At 69.1% G+C, this 18,474-nt stretch carries 19 protein-coding genes and 1 pseudogene; 13 read left to right on the top strand and 7 right to left on the bottom strand.

Features of this window, described 5'->3' with window-relative positions; genetic code table 11:
- Window positions 1-179: 179 nt before the first annotated feature.
- Entirely contained in the window at window positions 180-2,207 is a 2,028-nt protein-coding gene (locus OHB00_RS41260) for a HelD family protein (protein WP_406442781.1), read from the bottom strand.
- Between the two features lie 414 nt (window positions 2,208-2,621).
- Here OHB00_RS41260 and OHB00_RS41265 point away from each other — a divergent pair, with 414 nt between their 5' ends.
- Window positions 2,622-2,972, top strand: coding sequence for a helix-turn-helix transcriptional regulator (locus tag OHB00_RS41265; protein WP_294002216.1), 351 nt, complete (start codon window positions 2,622-2,624; stop codon window positions 2,970-2,972).
- Between the two features lie 240 nt (window positions 2,973-3,212).
- Here the strand turns inward: OHB00_RS41265 and OHB00_RS41270 are convergent, their stop codons facing one another.
- From OHB00_RS41270 to OHB00_RS41290, 5 genes are all read right to left on the bottom strand, one after another.
- A complete protein-coding gene (locus OHB00_RS41270; RefSeq protein ID WP_406442782.1) occupies window positions 3,213-3,356 on the bottom strand; it encodes a hypothetical protein in 144 nt (47 codons plus the stop codon).
- A gap of 387 nt (window positions 3,357-3,743) precedes the next feature.
- The gene (locus OHB00_RS41275; RefSeq protein ID WP_406442784.1) at window positions 3,744-5,162 is read right to left on the bottom strand and encodes a non-reducing end alpha-L-arabinofuranosidase family hydrolase; all 1,419 of its coding nucleotides are present in this window, start codon (window positions 5,160-5,162) and stop codon (window positions 3,744-3,746) included.
- A 207-nt stretch (window positions 5,163-5,369) separates the two neighbouring features.
- Window positions 5,370-5,750: a hypothetical protein gene (locus tag OHB00_RS41280; protein WP_406442785.1), complete on the bottom strand. Its 381-nt coding sequence runs from the start codon at window positions 5,748-5,750 to the stop codon at window positions 5,370-5,372.
- 669 nt (window positions 5,751-6,419) lie between these two features.
- The gene (locus OHB00_RS41285) at window positions 6,420-6,683 is read right to left on the bottom strand and encodes an ANTAR domain-containing protein (protein ID WP_406442787.1); all 264 of its coding nucleotides are present in this window, start codon (window positions 6,681-6,683) and stop codon (window positions 6,420-6,422) included.
- 112 nt (window positions 6,684-6,795) lie between these two features.
- On the bottom strand, window positions 6,796-7,425 hold the full coding sequence (locus OHB00_RS41290) for a hypothetical protein (protein WP_406442789.1): 630 nt from the start codon (window positions 7,423-7,425) through the stop codon (window positions 6,796-6,798).
- Between the two features lie 242 nt (window positions 7,426-7,667).
- Between OHB00_RS41290 and OHB00_RS41295 the strand changes: the two genes are divergently transcribed.
- The 10 genes and pseudogenes from OHB00_RS41295 (at window position 7,668) to OHB00_RS41340 (ending at window position 15,553) form a co-directional block, all read left to right on the top strand.
- On the top strand, window positions 7,668-8,852 hold the full coding sequence (locus OHB00_RS41295; RefSeq protein WP_406442790.1) for a sensor histidine kinase: 1,185 nt from the start codon (window positions 7,668-7,670) through the stop codon (window positions 8,850-8,852).
- The gene (locus tag OHB00_RS41300; protein WP_293989955.1) at window positions 8,849-9,508 is read left to right on the top strand and encodes a response regulator transcription factor; all 660 of its coding nucleotides are present in this window, start codon (window positions 8,849-8,851) and stop codon (window positions 9,506-9,508) included. Before OHB00_RS41295 ends, OHB00_RS41300 begins: the two co-directional genes overlap by 4 nt.
- Before the next feature lie 106 nt (window positions 9,509-9,614).
- On the top strand, window positions 9,615-10,496 hold the full coding sequence (locus OHB00_RS41305) for an alpha/beta fold hydrolase (RefSeq protein WP_406442792.1): 882 nt from the start codon (window positions 9,615-9,617) through the stop codon (window positions 10,494-10,496).
- Between the two features lie 149 nt (window positions 10,497-10,645).
- Window positions 10,646-10,777: pseudogene (locus OHB00_RS41310) on the top strand (helix-turn-helix domain-containing protein); the annotation flags it as partial.
- A 68-nt stretch (window positions 10,778-10,845) separates the two neighbouring features.
- The gene (locus OHB00_RS41315; protein ID WP_406442794.1) at window positions 10,846-11,304 is read left to right on the top strand and encodes an alpha/beta fold hydrolase; all 459 of its coding nucleotides are present in this window, start codon (window positions 10,846-10,848) and stop codon (window positions 11,302-11,304) included.
- A 259-nt stretch (window positions 11,305-11,563) separates the two neighbouring features.
- Window positions 11,564-11,833, top strand: a complete 270-nt coding sequence (locus OHB00_RS41320) for a hypothetical protein (RefSeq protein ID WP_406446388.1) — start codon at window positions 11,564-11,566, stop codon at window positions 11,831-11,833.
- Window positions 11,834-12,181: 348 nt separating this feature from the next.
- Entirely contained in the window at window positions 12,182-12,715 is a 534-nt protein-coding gene (locus OHB00_RS41325; RefSeq protein ID WP_406442796.1) for a 2,4'-dihydroxyacetophenone dioxygenase family protein, read from the top strand.
- A 31-nt stretch (window positions 12,716-12,746) separates the two neighbouring features.
- Complete coding sequence (locus OHB00_RS41330; RefSeq protein WP_406442797.1) at window positions 12,747-13,817, top strand: 2,3-butanediol dehydrogenase; 1,071 nt, start codon at window positions 12,747-12,749, stop codon at window positions 13,815-13,817.
- On the top strand, window positions 13,814-14,533 hold the full coding sequence (locus OHB00_RS41335) for an SDR family NAD(P)-dependent oxidoreductase (RefSeq protein ID WP_406442799.1): 720 nt from the start codon (window positions 13,814-13,816) through the stop codon (window positions 14,531-14,533). Before OHB00_RS41330 ends, OHB00_RS41335 begins: the two co-directional genes overlap by 4 nt.
- Before the next feature lie 33 nt (window positions 14,534-14,566).
- A complete protein-coding gene (locus OHB00_RS41340; protein ID WP_406442800.1) occupies window positions 14,567-15,553 on the top strand; it encodes a helix-turn-helix domain-containing protein in 987 nt (328 codons plus the stop codon).
- A 192-nt stretch (window positions 15,554-15,745) separates the two neighbouring features.
- Here OHB00_RS41340 and OHB00_RS41345 read toward each other — a convergent pair whose 3' ends face one another.
- Window positions 15,746-16,438, bottom strand: a complete 693-nt coding sequence (locus OHB00_RS41345) for a TetR/AcrR family transcriptional regulator (protein ID WP_406442802.1) — start codon at window positions 16,436-16,438, stop codon at window positions 15,746-15,748.
- Window positions 16,439-16,539: 101 nt separating this feature from the next.
- Here OHB00_RS41345 and OHB00_RS41350 point away from each other — a divergent pair, with 101 nt between their 5' ends.
- Together OHB00_RS41350 and OHB00_RS41355 are read left to right on the top strand one after the other, a co-directional pair.
- Window positions 16,540-17,478: an NADP-dependent oxidoreductase gene (locus tag OHB00_RS41350; protein ID WP_406442803.1), complete on the top strand. Its 939-nt coding sequence runs from the start codon at window positions 16,540-16,542 to the stop codon at window positions 17,476-17,478.
- A gap of 27 nt (window positions 17,479-17,505) precedes the next feature.
- A complete protein-coding gene (locus OHB00_RS41355; RefSeq protein WP_406442805.1) occupies window positions 17,506-18,186 on the top strand; it encodes an SDR family NAD(P)-dependent oxidoreductase in 681 nt (226 codons plus the stop codon).
- Window positions 18,187-18,474: the final 288 nt, after the last annotated feature.

An 18,474-nucleotide genomic window follows, 5' to 3' on the forward strand; every position in this document is an offset into this window, starting at 1 on the left:
CAGCGGACCCGGCCCCGCCCAATGAATCCTGAGGACCTGGCCCATACCTCGCCGTACCCGACCGAGCACGTCAAACGGTTCGGCGAGTACAGCACGCACGAACTCGGCATCGAACCCGACGCGGACCAGACCGCGTGATACCGGGTGCCGCCACGAGCGGTGACGCGGGCGCCCGGCCGTCAGGCGGGCTGGACGGTGATGGTGCAGAGGCGCTTGGTGGCCCGGGTCAGGGCTACGTACAAGTCCCTTTCCCCACCGGGACGGGCCGTGATGATCTCCTCGGGACCCACGACGACGACCCCGTCGAATTCCAGGCCGCGCGCTTCGGACGCCGGCACGATGCGTGCGTGGTGAGCGATGCCCTGGGCCGTCAGCCCGCTGACCCGGGTGTCCGCGCAGATCACTCCCAGAAGCTCGCCCGGGTGCGCGGTGCTCTGGGCGCGGAGTGCCTGAACGACGGCGGTGATCAACCCGGTCGCGGGTGTGGTCACGGCGCGAGGGCTCTCACCGCTTCGCAGCGACCGTGCGGGCTGCTGGTCCGGAGCGATATGCGTGAGCAGGTCCCGGACGCTTTCCAGGATCTCCTGCGTGGTGCGGTAGCTGACGGTCAGGTTGTGCAGTTTGAACCGCGGTCCCACGTGCGGGCTCAGCGCTTCCTTCCAGTCGCGTGCTGTCGTGACCGGCCCTGCCTGGGCGAAGTCACCCACCAGCGTCATCGACCTCGCCGGGCAGCGGCGGGCGATCATCCGCCACTGCATCGCGGTCAGTTCCTGCGCCTCGTCGACGACGACGTGCCCGTACGTCCGCTCGGGAGGGCCGTCGACCAGGCTCGCCGCCTCGTCCAGCAACGGCACATCGGCATCGGTCCACGGGTCGTCCGGACCACGCAGCAGAAGGGACCTCTCCTGCGCGGTCAGGCGGGGCAGGTGTTCGGCGAGAGCGTCGGCGCTCGTCAGGAGCGCCTTGACGAGGTCACCGGGTACCAGCCCCGGCCACAACGCCTCGACCGCTCGGTCGACGCCGGCATCGTCGAGAAGATCGGCCCGGATGGCGTCCAGGTCCAACGCGTGGACCGGACCTGAGTCGTCCCCACCTTCGGCACGGCGCTGGGCGACTCCCGTGAACCGGTCGAGGTTCAGGCCCGTCATCTTCTCGGTATCGGCGTCGATCTGATCCAGGAGGTCGCCCATGTCTCGTTGCATCGCATCGGCGACGGCATCGACCAAGAGCTCCTTGAACACCTGGCGCGCGGGGTTGTGCCCCGGTACGGCGGTCACGGCGGCCTCGCGCGCCACGGCGACTTCCTCGCAGGAGAGGCGAACCAGTTCCTGTCCGACCCGCACGCTGAAGTCCCCGGCCGGGGCTCGGTGGACGCGCAGCAGGCCGGCCAAGGCGTCAGCGAGGTCGGAACTGCCCTTCAGACGCGTTGTGTCGAGCGGGCCCGCCGCGTCCGTGGACACTCCGGCCAGTTCCCGGCAGGTCGCCAGGACGACGTCGTTCTCGCCGAGCGAGGGAAGGACCTGGGAGATGTAGTCGAGGAACCGGGCGTTCGGGCCCACCACCAGGACACCCTCCTCCGCGGCGCGGGGGAACGCGTACAGGACGAAGGCCGCCCGGTGCAGGGCGACCACCGTCTTGCCGGTGCCGGGCCCGCCCTGCACCACGGTCACCCCGCGGTGGGCGGAGCGGACGATCTCGTCCTGCTCGGCCTGCAGCGTCGCGACGGCCGCGTGCATCCTGCCCGTACGCCGTGCCGACAGAGCCTCGGTCAACGGGCCGTCCCCCACGACGTCCTCGTCGGTCGGGGCGGTCCCGTCCAGCAGTTCGTCGCTCACCGAGATGACCGTGCGCTCCTCGAGGCGCAGGTGCCTGCGCCGCCGCAGGTCCATCGGCTGGACCGGTGTCGCCTCGTAGAAAGGCCGCGCCGCGTTCGCGCGCCAGTCCACGAGCAGCGGCAGGTCATCCTCCTCTCTCTGCAGTCCGATCCGCCCGATGCGCAGGGCCGTGCCGTCCGTCCAGTCGATGCGTCCGAAGACCAGCCCCTTCTCGGCGCCTTCCAGGCGGCCTATTTCCCTGGTCAGACGCTCGGCGGTGATTTCTCTCTCGTATGCCTGACCGGCGCTGCCCGCCGGGGCCTTCAGCACGCTCGCTCGGTGTACTCGCGCCTCGGAAAGCCGCTCGGTGAGCAACTCGTACAAGGAGGACACATAATCCTGCTCCGATTCAACCGCACGCACAGCGGGGTCGTTCGCTTCCGACAACAGGGGGCTCCTTCGATTCGAGCCACACCATACGGTCACAGCTCCCCAAGGATAAGTCTTGACTTACTTGTTGAGGATGTGTCCCTGCGGCTGAATCCATGACGGCGGACCGTATTACGTGTCATGCATTTCGCCGTTCCGTATATCGCTGCTTGCCTTCCCGGAGCGCTTCGCCGAATCTTCCCCGCTTTCCTTCGATCCAATGAGATGGAAACGGGGGCTTGCCTCGCTGTTTCGGTGCGGATTCGATCTGGCAGGCGCAGCAGGCGAGGATGGCCGCATGTTGCTGACGAGTGGATGGATGCGATGCGCCGAACGCCGGCCGGTGGGGCCGTGCGGCTGTATGGGGGAGGCGACTCCATGAGTACGCCGCTGTACCAACTGAAGGCCGAGTTCTTCAAGACGCTCGGCCACCCGGCCCGCATCCGGGTCCTGGAACTGCTGAGCGAGCGTGAGCATGCGGTCGCCGAGATGCTGCCCGAGGTGGGCATCGAGGCTGCGCACCTGTCCCAGCAACTCGCCGTGCTGCGGCGCGCAAACCTGGTCAGGACCCGGAAGGAGGGCTCCAACGTGTACTACTCGTTGGCCAGCCCGCAACTGGCCGAGCTGCTGCGGGTGGCGCGGTCCATCCTGTCCGGCGTGCTGGCCGGGCAGGCGGAACTCCTCGCCGACCTCCAGTCCGCACAGCAGGAGCCGAACCCGCCGTCGTAGCAGCGGCCCCAGGACGGCGGCCGGTTTCCATCGCTGGTCACGAGAGGCGACAGCACCTGGGCCCGGGGTGGTGCTCGCTCCTTCGTGGCCCCCGTCCGGACACTGCCGGAGAAGGGCGTCTGCCGGCTGGTGCAGGCGGTCAGTACTCGCTGAAGAAGATCTCCTTGGCCTCGCGCAGTGCGTAGTGGACCAGCACGTAGCCGGTGGCCGGGTCGGCCCACCAGAGGCCGGCCAGGGAATTCAGACCACGGTGGAGGCGCCGATCTCGATCAGGGAGTCCAGTCCGAACCCGGCCAGCGCGACGGACCTGGCCGAGAGCGCGGCGACGGCGAGCACCACGATGCCGATCACGTTCCAGCCCAGGGTGACGTACTCCAGAGCCAAGCCGCGGCGGACAAGTGTCCGGCGGGCGGCGTCATCAGTGCTTCCACCGCGAGATCCTCCCAGACCTGCCCACCGGATGCGAAGACGCCTCAGACGTCTGTACAACGGCACAGACGTCCAGGTGTCCAGGTCGTTCGCTCATGGTCAGGATGTGCTCGCGTGGCCGCAGCAGGAAGACGAGGGTCGAGGAGGACGACGACGAGGGCGACACGGACCGGTGACCCGGATGATGCTTGCGCAATTCACCGCACACCCCAGCCGACGCGCGGCTGGGGGTGCCCTCAAGGCGGTGAGTATCGGTCAGCAGGTGGAGCCGCCCACGTCATGAACCGCTCGTCTGCGCGTCGGCGGACCGCACCACATCGGATTCACCGTGGATCAGGCGGGTCAGTGCTGCAGGGTGAGCAGTCCCGGCCGCCACGGCAGCAGGTTGTAGGGGGTGCCGTCCGAGCTGGGGGACCTGCCCTGGTACAGGAACTGCAGGTTGCAGGGGTCGACGGTCATGGTCTGGTCGGGGTTGTTGCGGACCAGGTCACCGTGGCTGATGTCGTTGGTCCAGGTTTGGTTGGTGTTGGCCTTGCCCGCGAAGGGGTTGGACTCGGTGGCGGCCTGCGGGGTCCACGGGCCGTTCAGGCTGGAGGCGGTGAACGAGCGGAAGAAGCGCTGCTCGGTCGCCCCCCGAGCCTCGACGATCATGAGGTACTGGTTCTGCCCCTGCACCTTGTAGACCTGCGGCGCCTCGAACAGGTTCTTCGTCGTGTCGCTCATGACCGTGGTGTACGACGAGCCGAAGCTGGCCGGGAAATTCCCGATCGGCATGGTCGCTTTGTAGATGCTGCCGTTGTCACCGGCGAAGAACAGGTACATGTTCTGGCCGTCACCGATCATGGTCGGATCGATCGGGGCGGCGCTTGGGATGCTGCCGGTGAACAGCGGCTGCGGGGCGGACCAGCCGTTGGGGTTGGTGGGGTCGCTGGAGGTGCGGTAGAACAGGGGCCACTGACCCCACTGGGACACCAGCACCCAGATGTTCTTGGGCGCGAAGTAGAACACTTGGGGCGCCACCGTGCCCTGGTTCATCCCTGTCTGGGTGGCCGTCGCCATGTCCGACCAGTTCGTGAAGGGGGCGAAGGCCATCGAGCCGTACGTCCCGGACTGGTTGACGGTCGAACCGTAGACCAGGTGCTTGCCGTTGTACGTCACGGTGGTGAAGTCCTTCAGTGAGACCCAGCCGTTCGCCGGTTGCGCCAACGGGCCCGTCGAGCTCCACCGGTACGTCGACGGAAGAGAACATGAGGCGGAGGTCCCGGAAAGGCCGGTCCACTTCTGGTTGCTGCCGCCGTTGCAGTTCCAGAGCTGTACCGCCGTGCCGCTGGCCGTGGCGCCGCCCGAGACGTCCAGGCACAGCCCGGCCTCCACGGCGACGATCGTGCTGTCGGCGTTCACCCGCCACTGCTGGTTCGTACCGCCGTTGCAGGCCCAGATCTGCACCTTGGTGCCAGCCGTGGTGGCGTGGCCCGGGACATCCAGGCACTTGTTGCCGAACACGGTCAGCTGATTGCCGTCCGTCAACGTCCACTGCTGGTTGGTCCCGCCCGTGCAGTCCCAGATCTGCAGGAACGTGCCGTCGGTCTGGCTGGCGCCCGGCACATCGAGACACCGGCCGGAACCGGTACCGCGTAAGGCGCCGCTGGTGGCCGCCTGAGCCGGACCGGCGACGAGCAACGCCGCCAACGAGACCAGGGCCGCAACCGCGGCGGCGAGTACCACCGACAGATGTCCGCGGCTGAAATGTCTTCTGCGCATGGAGACCTCGTCATCTTCGAGCAAGCGGTTCCGGTTGGCCCCGACAGGGGTGTACGGACTGTCGATGCGGTGCAGACTTGCGTGTTCGCTATACCGAACAAGGATCGAAGTGTCGAGCAACCGGATCATAGGGAACCCCTGACCGGCGTCAATACCTCGCGCATGATTCGCGGGTCGAAAACATTCGCAGACTGAAACCAGGCGGCCTCAAGTTCCATGGTTGTGCGGGTACTTGACGTCAGGGACAGGTAGCAGTGCGGGGACGGGCTCGGTGATCGTTGCGGGTGTCCCACGCCTGATGGTCACGAGAGTGTCCCGTGCCTGATGCGACTCGCGGCGGGGCCGGTGGTACTCGATGACGGCGATCCTGCCGCCGTGTGCCTGCGCGGTCGTTTCCGGCGCAGGGGGCACCGACGAACTCGCCGAGTGGGCTGCGATGCAGAGCCCGCATCTGCCTGGCTCCTGCGCGAGTTCGGCGAGAAACGCCAAAATCGGCACCACGTGGAGATTCACCCACCCCCTTTTCGCCAGCAATTCGAAGACGACGCTCCGGATCACCTCCGTACGCCTGTAATAGGGAGTCGTCATGGCAGCGGTGACTCCTATTTCATGGTCAAGGCCAAGATTGTCGGGCGCATCAAGAAGTACCTCAGCGGCTGCCGCGGGAACTGCACACAAGGCGGCGACAAGTACACCCAGAAGGTGCGCTGCGAGTACGCGCTCGACATGAAGTCACCACCGGCACAATCCCCGGGCGCCACGCGCCACGCCGTGGTTGCCTCCCACTCGAGGCAACCAACGGGGCAACATCACGCTTCCGCCGACTGCCGACCACTACACCGCCGCGGCATGAAGCCTGAGGGTGCGGTGCAGGGACACCTCCCGCCAGCACATCCCACCCCTAGGCCGCCGGCACCTGCCACGCCGCCATCAGCACTCCGTTCGCCTGATCGACCACAACATGCGAACAGACCACCTGCCGCCACCTGGGCTATCTCCTCACTCGGCCGCGCAGCCACCCCACCCTCACGTCGGCGACGGTCGCGCCTTGAGCCCACGCCGGCCGAGACAGTGCTCCACGGCGGTGATCACTGGGGGCTCGGGGATCTGGCTGCGGTGTGCCGGTCGAAGGCGTCGTCCAGTTCTTCGCGGCGGTCTGCCGGGAGATCGCCGGTACGTCCCCGGGTGAGGATCAGTCTGGCCATGCTGCGGTGTGTGATGTTGGTGCGCCGGGAGGCGTGACGTCGGTGCGGCAGGTCAGTCCCGACGCGGTGGTAGGGCCGCCGCCGCGTCGGTCCGTGCGGTGTACCGGCGGATCGCCTGATGGAACTCGCCGAGTTCGTCCTGCGGCAGGTCGCCGCCCTGGGCGAAGGTGAGGATGTGCTCGGCCACGGTGCGAAGCCTGGTATTGGTGCGCTGCGACACGTCCCGCAGGGCCCGCCACGCCTCCTCGACCGGCAGCCGGCCCATGGCGCAGATGGGCGCTGCCGCTCTGGCGGAGTCGACGCCGCTGATGGCCATGACGGCCTGGCAGTGCCGTCGCCCCTCGGAAGCGATGCTGCCTACGCCTCCGACCCCGCACTGGCGGCCATGCGCCTGGACTTCACCGTCCTGGTCCGCCGCACGACGCGAGTCACCGCCTCCGGCCTGCTGGCGCGGCAGGCAGAACCTTCTCGTGTCGGCCACGGATGCTCAGGGCGATGACGGAGACGAGGAACCAGAAGGCGCCGAACGCCGAGTATCCGGCCACGGTGGACAGGTTGCTCGTCGCTGAGGCGGACATGGCGGCGATGGTGGCACCGGCGAGGACGGACTGTCCGCCGCTGATGGCCATGGGCCACTGGGCGCCGACGGTGCGTCGGCGCCGGAGCGCCACGACGAGCTGGAGGGCTCCGGAGAGAAGGGCCCAGACGCCGAACACGAGCAGGGCCCTGCCGATGGTGGAGAAGGCGGCGACGATCATCCCGGCGGTGGCGGCGAGGCCGAGCCCCATGTTGACGGTGCTGACGGTGTTCGTGGAGCCGGTGCCGGTGAGGCGGCGCTCGATGAGCGTGGCGATGGCGTCCCACAGGGGGTAGACGACGAGCAGCACGGCCGCGATCACCGTGGGCTCGTCCGTCGACACGAGCGAGGCGGACGTCGTGAAGACGAGCGCCACCCAGATCAGGGAGAAGGCGACTCGGATCAGGTGGAGCGATCGGAGCCCGGAGGACGTGGCCGCGGCCGTGGCCGAAGGGGTCGAAGTTACGGTGGTCTGAGTCATCGGGTGTCCCGTTGTGATCGTGACGGTGTGAGACGGTCGCCTCGATGAGGAGTCTCCGCGGCCTCGGGAGGGGCCGAGTACTTCGAACGAAGTACTTTCGCCGTCCACCTTCGACGGAATGGGTTCTGCGGACTCCGCCGACCGAAGCGTCCCGGCCGCGCACATCATTCGTCGCCCCCATCGTTCGTCGTCTACGTCGTTCGAAGTACACGACCGCCGCACACGTGAACGAGAATCGGCTCATGGCCAAGGCGCAGAACAGTCAGGACGGGCCGGCCGCACCGCTGTGGGTCCGCCACCCCGAGGTGCTGCACCGGGTCGCCTATGTGGTAGCAGGGCTGGTGTTCACCGGGCAGATCGCGGCGGCGGCAGTGCGGGGGGCGGAGTGGCCGACGGCCCTGTCCGTGCTCCTCGCCGGCGGCGGCGTCGCCCTCTCGTGGTGGAAGCCGTGGGCAGGACTGGTCGTGACGAGTGCGGCGTCCTTCGCCGTCACAGCGGTGGGTGACGATCCCCTGTCGGTGTGGATGATGGCGGTGCTCGTGCTGTTCTCGGTCACCCTCCGGGGAAAGCAGCCACTGGTCGGGACCGGCATCGTGGCGGTGTCCTTCCTGGGGGCGTTCATGACGGTCGGAGGATTCCGTGGGGGTGCGGTCGTGGGAGCCGCCGCCCTCTTCTCGGCCGTGGCGGGAGGCGCGACGGGGGCCGCGCTCCGTATCCATCGGGAGCACTGGTGGATACTGGAGGAACGGGCCGAGCTCGCCATCGCCACCCGCGAGATCGAAGCCACCCGGCGAGTGACCGAGGAACGTCTCCGTATCGCCCGGGACCTCCACGACGTCATCGGCCACCAGGTCGCGATGCTGAGCATGCACCTCGGTGCCGCGGAAATAGGGCTGCCCGAGGACGCCGAGTCCTCCCGGCAGGCCCTCCACTCGGCCAGGTCCAGCGCCCGTACCGTCGTCGTCGAGACGCAACGCATCCTCGCGCTCCTCCGCCTCGGGGACGACGTCTTCGGCGACGAGGCGCTCCGACCGACGCCGGCGCTGAACGGCCTGGAAGGGCTCATCGCGTCTTTCGAAAGCATCGGCCTCGACGTCCGGCCCTCCATCGACATCCCGGCCGGTTTCGTGGAGCCGAGCGTCGGCGTGACGGTCTACCGGGTCGTCCAGGAAGCGCTCACGAATGCCTACCGGCACGGAGAAGGGACGGCAACGGTAGACGTGCGCGAGCGCGACGGCAGGATCCACGTCACCGTGGAGAACAGCGTCGGTCACTCACCCCACGACTCCGCCCCGGGCAGCGGACTCGGACTCGTGGGGATGCGCGAACGCGTCGAATCCTCCAGCGGGCGGCTGACGATCGACCGTCACGACGGGCGATTCCGGGTCCAGGCGGAGTTCGGCCGGCTGGGAGAGGTCGTCCGATGACACGGATTCTGATCGTCGACGACCAGGAGGAGATCAGGGCCGGGATCCGGGTGATGCTCCGGCTCGACCCGAGCCTCGTCGTCGCGGGGGATCTCTCCGACGGACTCCAGGTCGTCCCCTTCCTCCGGGACCACCCCGTCGACCTGGTGCTGATGGACATCCGGATGCCCGGCATCGACGGCGTCGAAGCCACCCGCCGGATCCGCGCAGAACATCCACCCGAGAAGACCCGGGTGATCGTACTGACCACTTTCGACCAGGACGACATCGTCCTCGCCGCCCTGCGCGCGGGCGCCAACGGCTTCCTGAGCAAGACCGTGAGCCCTGCTGAACTCGTCGCCGGAATCACCGAGGTCGTGCGCGGTGGCGGTGCGCTGTCGGCCGCCGCGACGGCCGCGCTCATCGGTCACATGGCCGACAGTCCGCCCCCGCTGATCGACAAGGAACTGCTGCGGCGCTTCAGCGCTCTGACCCCCAGGGAGCGGGACGTGGTCGTTCTGGTCGCGAGCGGTCTCGGCAACGACGAGATCGCGGCCCGGATGTCCGTGTCCCCGTACACCGTGAAGACACACGCGGTCCGAGCCATGACAAAGGTCGGCGCCCGCGACCGCGCCCAACTGGTCTCCTTCACCTTCCGGGCCGGCCTCTACCCCTGAACCTGCCGACCTGTCCGGCGGATCGCGGGCGGCCCTGGAGGCGGATGCGCAGGTCACCGCCCGTATTCTGGGTGCGCTTCGGAGTTGGCCGTGGCAGGCTCCACGCATGCCGATCGTTGATGTGTCTCCCGAAGTCTCCATCGCGTACGAGAGCTTCGGTGACCCCGGGGACCCTCCTGTCCTGCTCGTGATGGGCTTCGGGGCGCAGATGCTCGCCTGGCACGAGGACTTCTGCCGGGCGCTGGCAGATCGCGGCCGTTACGTGATCCGGTATGACAACCGTGACTGCGGTCTGTCCACCACATTCGACAGTCACCCCGTAGACATGGGGAAGCTCATCGCCACCGTGAGCTCGGGTGACATTCCCGCCGCCCGCGCGATGGTTCCTTACCGGCTTCTGGACATGGCCGACGACGGCCTTGGCCTGCTCACCGCGCTGGGTGTTGCGCGCGCCCACGTGGTCGGTGCCTCGATGGGCGGAATGATCGCTCAGACCATGGCCCTCTCCTCCCCGGAGCGGGTGCTGACCTTGACGTCGATGATGTCCTCGACCGGCGAGAGTGAATACGGCCGGCCCAGCCCAGAGGCCCAGGCGGCGCTGCTCAGCCCGAAGCCCGCAGATCGCGAGGGGTACGTCGCGGCGGCGGAGAAGGAGCTGGTGTGGGCCTCCAAGCGATACGGAGACACTGCGGTGTTGCGCGAGTTGGCCGCCGCCCAATACGACCGCGCCTACTACCCCGCGGGCATCGCCCGACAGCTCGGTGCGATGATCCTCAGTGGATCACGCGCGGACGAACTGCGGGAACTGCGGGTGCCCACGCTGGTGATCCACGGGCTGGACGACACACTGATCGACCCCAGCGGCGGGAAACGCACCGCGGACCTGGTGCCTGGGGCCGAACTCCTGCTGATCCCCGGCATGGGCCACGATCGCCCGCGCGAACTGTGGCCCATGATCATCGATGCCGTGGCGGCCCACACCGGCTGAGCAGGTACGCGTCTGCCGCGTTTCACGGCGGGCGCGGCTGCCATACCCAGCCGGCAAACACGTGGAACCAGTGGACGGGGTCACCGAGGCCGACGCGGTGGAGCCCCGAGGCTGTCGCCTGGGACTCCTGTCCTTGTGCTCCGATGGGTGGAGCGAAGGAGTTCATCGACCGACGGGTGATCCTGGAGGCCAAACGCCTCCTGGCACACGGCGACCAGTCGGCCTCCCGGATCGCGGCGCAACTGGGCTTCACCAGCGCCACCAACTTCAGCAAGTACTTCCAGCATCCGGCCCGGCTGTACTGCTGCTGCACGGTTTCCCGCACACCTGGGAGCTGTGGACGGACGTCATGGCCGACCTGCCCGACCGCTACCGCGTCATCGCGCCGGACCTGCGCGGGATCGGCGCGAGCAGCCGGGCCGCCTCCGGGTACGACGCGGGCACCCTGGCCGAGGACGCCGCGGCGCTTCTCACCACGCTCGGCGTGTCCTCGGCCGCCGTGGGGGCATCGACGCGGGTACCGCACCGGCGTTCCTTCTCGCGCTGCGTCGCCCCGGTCGGGTCCGGCGCCTGGTCGTCATGGAGTCCCTTCTGGGCAGGCTGCCTGTCGCCGAGGACTTCCTCGCCGACGGGCCGCCCTGGTGGTTCGGCTTCCATTCCGCCGCGCCCGGCCCTGCCGAGACGGTGTTGGAGGGCCACGAGGCTGCCTACGTCGACTGGTTTCTGCGCACCGGCACGCTCGGCGACGGGGTGCGCCCTGCCCTCCGGGACGCCTTCGTCCGCGCATACACCGGCCGCCAGGCGTTGAGCCGCGCGTTCTCGTACTACCGGGCGCTGCCCGAGAGCGCGGTACAGATCGAGCAGGCGGTCGCCACTACCCGCCTGACGGTGCCGACGATGGCCTTGGGCGGCCGGCCCGTCGGTGCTGCGCTGGAACGCCAGCTCCGCCCGGTCACCGACGATCTCACCGTGGCGCGCACCACGCAAGGGGTTGGTGTGCGGACAGGGAGCGCTTCGTCCCACCAGCCGGAGCGCGGCGGTGGGAGGAAGGGAGGACGGCCGACGCCGTGCAGTTCATGCTCCTCACCGATCCCGAGGGGCGCGTGCTGTTCTGCAGTCCGGTTCGGCCGGGCAGTTGCGCCGACATCACCCAGGCGTGGCAATGGATCGTTGCCCCGAAGGGTCTGCAGGTCGATCCCGACCTCATGGACCAGGCCGACCACGTCGGCGCGTTCTCGGGGGCGCCGGTCTCCCCTGCGGCTTCCGCTGCCGCCTTCAGCGGGCGGGCGGCCAGTGCCGAAAAGCCAGCAGGTCCGGGCCAGATGCCGGGCGGCTGATGTCGCGTACCAGCGGGTGCAGCCGCGCGACCGGCAGCGCGTCCGGCCCGGCCGCGGAGTGCCGAGTCAGTCTGACGCTTCCTCCCGCCGCCGGTCGTTGCCGGCCGTGGCGGGGATGGCGTTGTCGATGAGGACGGCTGCGATGGCGGCCGCCTGCTTCACACCCGTGACCGATCCTGTCCACCCCTCCCGGGTGCCTGTCCCCGACGACAACCGCCTCTTCCCGCCTGATCGTGTCCGCCACCGGCGAATGTCCGGAATCTGCAAGCGCTGAGGTCTGCCAAGCGAAAGACGTCACCGGACCCTGCGGGATTCACTCCGGGAAGTCCGCGACGAAAGAGGCTTCACATGCCCGACAAGCCCACCCGGGAGTTCTGGAAGGACCTCAGGCCGATCGAGAACTCCTTCCGCCCCGACGCCCTCCCCGAGGTCTATCTGTCCAAGGTGGCCACGGACGACGACCGCTATTACGTGCCCTTCACCGAGACCGTCAGCTCGCGCCCGCTGTGGATCAACGTCAAGGACAACAGCTGGGCCGACATCCTGCGGGCCAAGGAGGCGGGCCTGGTCAACCGGCACTACCACCCGCACGAGGTGTTCGCGTACACGATCTCCGGCAAGTGGGGCTACCTGGAGCGGCCCTGGACGGCGACCGCGGGTGACTTCGTCTACGAGGCCCCGGGCGAGGGGCACACTCTGGTCGCCTACGACAGCGCCGAGCCGATGAAGGCGTTCTTCATCGTCAAGGGCCCGCTCATCTGGCTGGACGAGAACGGCGAGCCCGATGGCTTCTTCGACGTACACGACTACATCAAGATGTGCCGCGAGCACTACGAGAAGGCCGGGATCGGCGCCGACTACGTCAACTCCCTGTTCCGCTGAGCTGCGGCGCACCCCGACCGGTCGAGACGCCATGACCGACACCACCGTCGCGCCGGACATCCGCACGAGGGCGGCCGTCTGGTACGGGGCCCTGGACGTCCGCGTAGAAGACGTGCAGGTGACACCACCCGGCCCTGGCGAGGTGACGATCGAGGTCGCCTACTGCGGGATCTGCGGCAGCGACCTGCACGAGTACACCGATGGGCCACACGCCATTCCTGTGGGCGACCCGCACCCGGAGTCCGGCGTGGCGGCTCCGATCGTCCTGGGGCACGAGTTCTGCGGCACAGTCGCCGAGGTGGGCGACGGTGTCACCGCTGTCGTCCCGGGCGACCGGGTGGCGGTGGAGCCGCACTACCGCTGCGGCAACTGCCCACGGTGTCTCGCCGGGGAGTACAACATCTGCCGGCATTTCGGGTTCGCCGGGCTCATGGGACATGGCGGGCTGGCCGAGTACGCCACGGTGCCCGCGTACATGCTGCACCGGCTGCCCGAGTCGGTCTCCCTCGAACAGGCGGCGGTGTTCGAGCCGGCCGCCGTCGCCCTGCACGCGGTGCGGCGGGCCCGGATCCGCCCCGGCGAGACCGTCGCCGTCCTCGGCCTGGGCCCGATCGGGCTGCTCGTGACCCAGCTCGCGGCCCGCCACGGCGCCGGGTGCATCGTCGCGGTCGACCGGTCCTCGGTCCGCCGCGAGCTGGCACTGCGCCTGGGAGCCACCGAGACCGGGGCGGACCTCGCCGACGTGGTCGGCGGCGAAGGAGCGGACGTGGCGTTCGAGGCGGTCGGCTCGGAGGACACCCTGCGCGCCTGCCTGGCCGCCACCCGACGCGGCGGGCGGGTGATGTTCCTCGGCCTGACCGGCACGGTCCGTCTGGACGCCTTCGCCCTGGTGAACAACGAGCAGACGATCACGACCAGCGTGGGATATCGCGACGCCTATCCCGAGCTGGTGCGCCTGGTGGCGGAGGAAGGCATGGACCTGGCGGGGATCGTCACGTCCACCATCTCTCTGGAGCACGTCGTACGGGACGGATTCGAGGCGCTGTTGCGCGGAGAGGAGCAGGTCAAAGTGCTGGTACGACCGGGGGAGCAGCGTCCGTGAGCGGCGAGTTCGCGGGGCGGCGGGCGTTCGTGACCGGTGGTACCTCGGGGATCGGCGCGGCCACCGCCGTCCTCCTGGCCGACCTGGGTGCCGACGTTACCGCTCTCGGCCTGGCACCCGCCGACCCTGCCGAACTGCCCGACCACCCCCGCGTCCACGTCGTGGAACACGACGTGCTGGACCGCGCCGGGCTGACCGCCCTGCTGTCCGCGGAACAGCCGCTGGACGCCCTGGTGAACTGTGCGGGCGTCAGCCACGACCGCGAGGAGTACGACTTCGCCCGCCGGCAGCGGGTCATCGACATCAACCTCACCGCCACCATGGCCGCCTGCCAGGCCGCCCGCCCTGCCCTGGCCGAAAACGGCGGCGCCATCGTGAATGTCTCCTCCATGTTCGCCTTCTTCGGCAGCAGAGACCGGCCCGCCTACAGCGCGAGCAAGGGCGGCGTGTCCCAGCTCACGAAGTCACTGGCCGCCGAGTACGCGTCCGACGGCATCAGGGTCAACGCCGTCGCGCCCGGATTCGTACTCACGCCGCTGGCCAGGGGCGTCCTCGACGACCCCGAGGCCACGGCAAGGGTGCTGGACCGCATTCCGGCCGGGCGCCTCGGGCAGCCGCACGAGGTCGCCCCGGTGGTGGCGTTCCTGTGCTCGGCGGCGGCCTCCTACGTCACCGGCGCGGTCGTGCCCGTGGACGGAGGCTATCTGGCCGTATGACACGTCGCCTAGGCTCAGGCACACCCTGACCGCATGACCGTGGGAGGTCACGTGCCCGTCCCCTCCGTGATCTCCCGGGCCACCACCGAACACATCGCACCCGCCGAGCGCATCCACTACTGGGAGGACTACAACCACAGGGCGCTGGTGGGGCTGTCCTGCACCTCCTACTCCGAGCAGGGCCTACTGGCCAGGCAGACCAACATCGAGCTGGGCGGTCTGCGCCTCGCCGACATCGTCGGCAACGCCCACGCCATCGAGCGCAGCCCGCAGACGGTCAGATCGGCGCCCAAGGACTCGGTGTTCGCGACTCTCCTGCTCAAGGGAGAGGCGGTGTTCCTGCACGAGAACGGCTGCCTCGCGGCCACCGCGGGCGAGCTGATCGTCTACGACACCCGAAGGCCGTATCTCTTCGGGTTCTCCTCCTCCATGCGCCAGATCCTGGTGGACGTGCCGCATGAGCTGTTCGGGCAGGCGGGCGTGGGAGGCGGGTTGCCGGGACCGATGCTGTTCGGACGGGGTACGGCGCGGGAGGGCGCGCTCGTGGGCGCGCTGAGCTCCCTGCTCGGCGGGTTGGCCGCTTTGCGTGGCGGGCCGCCGGGTCCCGCCGACGGCGAGGAGGCCGTGCTCGACCTGCTGAGGCGACTCGCCGAGGAGCGCACGGGAGGGCGGCCGGCACCCGACGCCTACCGGTCGCAGCTCATGGTGGCCGCGGACTACATCGACCGGCATCTGCACGAACCCCGTCTCGGGGCCGCGCAGGTGGCCGACGTGATGGGCATCTCGGTACGCCACCTGGGGCGGATCTTCGCATCGACGGGCGCGACTCCGGCACGGCACATCGTGGAGCGGCGCCTGGTCAGGGCACATCAGGAACTGACCGGACCAGGCGCGCGGGACATCAGGATCGCCGATGTCGCGCACCGATGGGGGTTCTCTAGCCAGGCCCACTTCGCCCGCCTCTTCCGCTCCAGATTCGGCCTCACCCCGAGCGAGGCCCGCGCGGAGGCGACGAAGTAGCACACGTGGACGAGGGGCGGGAAGGCCGGGGAACGACTGCATGCAGGTGATCTCGCACGTGGGGGCGAATGTGCGAAGCCGTCATTGCCGGGGATGAGCACGGCATGGGTCAGCCTTCGTTGGTGGATTCGAGTCTCGGTCGGCCTGCATCCATGGGCAGCCGCCAGGCGGATCTCCGTCAAGGACGCCGCCTCAGGCGGTGTCCGGGCGGGTTTGTGAAAGGCGGACCATGGCGCGGTAGAGGGCGGTGGGCGCCGGTGCTTCGGGCAGTGGGGGTATCGGTGCGCCGGGCGTGGCGTAGGAGCGGATCATGTGGCCGACGAGGCGGCGCCAGGTGTCGGGGGCGGCGTCGCCGGTGGCGGTGACGACGCCGGCGTTGGCGATGAGCAGGATGACGACGTCCTGGGAGGTGAAGTCCTCGCGCAGGTGGCCGGTGTTCTTGGCGCGGGTGATGAGTTCGAGCAGCCGGTTGTACGACTCGGCGCGGCGGGCTTCCAGCGCCTTGGCGGAGGGGAAGGTCATGGCCAGGACGTCGGCGAAGCCGCGGTCGGCGGCCTGCATGGCGCAGACGGCGTGGAGGTAGCCGGTGAAGCCGCGCCAGGGGTCGGGGTCGGCGAGTGCCTTGGTGACGGCGTCGGCGTAGGCGTCCATGCGGTCGGCGAAGACCGCGTTGACGAGTTCCTCCCGGGTGGCGAAGCGCCGGCCGAGCGTGGCTTTGCCGACGCCTGCCTCGCGGGCGACGGAGGCCATGGAGACGCCGAGCCCTTCGGCGGCGTAGAGACGGCGGGCGGCGGCCAGGATGCGGCAGCGGTTGCGTTCGGCGTCGGCGCGCAGTCCCTTGCCGGGCTGCAGGTCCGGCGTCTGGTCGGAAGGTGGCGAGGTCATCCCCCCACTCTACCCAAGTGGAACGGGAGGGCCGTTTCTGTTGTACGGTGAGGGCATGAAAGTGGGACGCCTGGCCCACTTGCTTTGGAAAGGGTGTTGTCATGCGTGCTGTCGCGCTCGAATCCGTCCCCTCGACCCCGGCCGTGACCGACGTGGACACTCCTCGCCCGCAGGCCGGGGAACTGCTGGTGAAGGTGGCCGCCGCCTCGTTGAACGGCATCGACATCGCCGCCGCCGCCGGATACACGCAGGCGTTTATGGAGCACCGGTTCCCGCTGGTGCTCGGAGGGGACTTCGCGGGCACCGTCGAGGCGCTCGGTGAGGGTGTGGATGGCTTCGGGGTCGGTGACGCGGTCTTCGGTGTGGTGCTGAAGCCGTATCTGGGCGCCGGGTCGCTGGCCGAGTACGTGACCGTGTCCGCCGGACACGGCGTCGCCCGTATCCCGGAGGGTCTGACGGTGGGGGACGCGGGCGCGCTGGCAGTGGCCGGGTTGACTGCCGTGGTGAGCCTGGACGCGGTGGCTCTGGCCGAGGGTGAGACGGTGCTGATCTCCGGGGCGGCCGGCGGGGTGGGTGCGCTGGCGGTACAGCTTGCCGCCGCCCGGGGCGCGAAGGTGATCGCGACCGCCCGCCCCGGTGCGCAGACCGATTTCGTCACCGGGCTGACCGGCGCGGAGGTGCACGTGGTCGACTTCACCGGTGACCTCAAGGGACAGGTCCGCGCGATCGCTCCGGAGGGTGTGGACGTGGTGCTGCACCTGGCGGGTGACGGCGTGGCGCTGGCGGGTCTGCTGCGACCGGGCGGCCGGCTCGCCTCCGCCACCGGCCTGACTCAGGACGACGTCAAGGGGCACGACGTCACCGTCCACACGATCATGGCCACCCCCGGTCCGAAAGCCCTGACCTTCCTGGCAGAGCAGGTCGCCTCCGGGGCGCTGCGTGTGCCGGTCACGGCCACCTACACGTTGGAGCAGGCCACCGAGGCGTTCGCCGCGTTCGGCGCCAGCACCCCGGGCAAGATCGCCATCTCCTGCTCCTGACACCCCTCAAACGGAAGAGAAACGACCGTGCCCACCATTGCCATCGTCGGTGCCGGCCCTGGTATGGGCCTGGCCATCGCCCGTACCTTCGGCAGCCGCGGCTTCGACATCGCCCTGATCTCCCGCACCAAGGAGAAGCTTCAGACGCTGGTCGGCCAACTCGGCCAGGAAGGCATCACTGGGGAGGCGTTCACCGCCGATGTCCTGGACCGGCCCTCCCTGACCGCCGCCCTGGACGCCGTCAAGGCCCGCTTCGGCGGCATCGACGTACTGGAGTACTCGCCGGCCGCACACTCCCCGCTGCCCGGCCACACCCTGGCCGCCCCCTCGGAGGCCGCCGTGGAGAATCTGCAGCCGCAGATCGAGTACATCTTCTACGGTGCCGTCGCCGCCGCCCGCTCGGTGCTGCCCGCGATGCGCGAGGCGGGCGCCGGCACCCTGCTGTTCACCAGCGGCGGCGGTTCGGTGGATCCCGTCCCCATGCTCGGCAACGTCAACGCCGCCGGCGCGGCCCTGCGCAACTGGGTCATCAACCTGGGCAAGGAACTGGCCGGCAGCGGTGTGCATGCCGCGCACGTGGCGATCAACGTCTGGATCGGCGACGGCGGCCCGGAGGGTTTCCCGACGGCGGCCCCCGAGCAGATCGCCCCCCTGTACTGGGACCTGCACGAAAACCGTGACCGCTCCGAGGCCGTCTTCAACGCCTGACAGTGAGGATTGACCCGTGCTCCGCCACCTCGGGCACTTCGAGTCCATCATCGAGGACGTGTACGGCCGCCGCGCCGTCCGGCAGACACCGGACTTCCTCATCCGATCGACAGAGCGCGACGGCTAGCACTCCGGCAGCACTTTGACGTTTTCCGACGGCTTGACCAGGTGTTCCACGACACCGGAAATGCCGAGATCGGCGTGATCGTCACTTTCGATGTCGAGTTCACTCCCGAAAGACCGGGCAACGGGCGATCTGCGGCAACGTCGAGCTCTATCGCTTCGCAG

The sequence above is a fragment of the Streptomyces sp. NBC_00631 genome, assembly GCF_045206895.1.
In the GTDB taxonomy this organism is placed as follows: Bacteria; Actinomycetota; Actinomycetes; order Streptomycetales; family Streptomycetaceae; genus Streptomyces.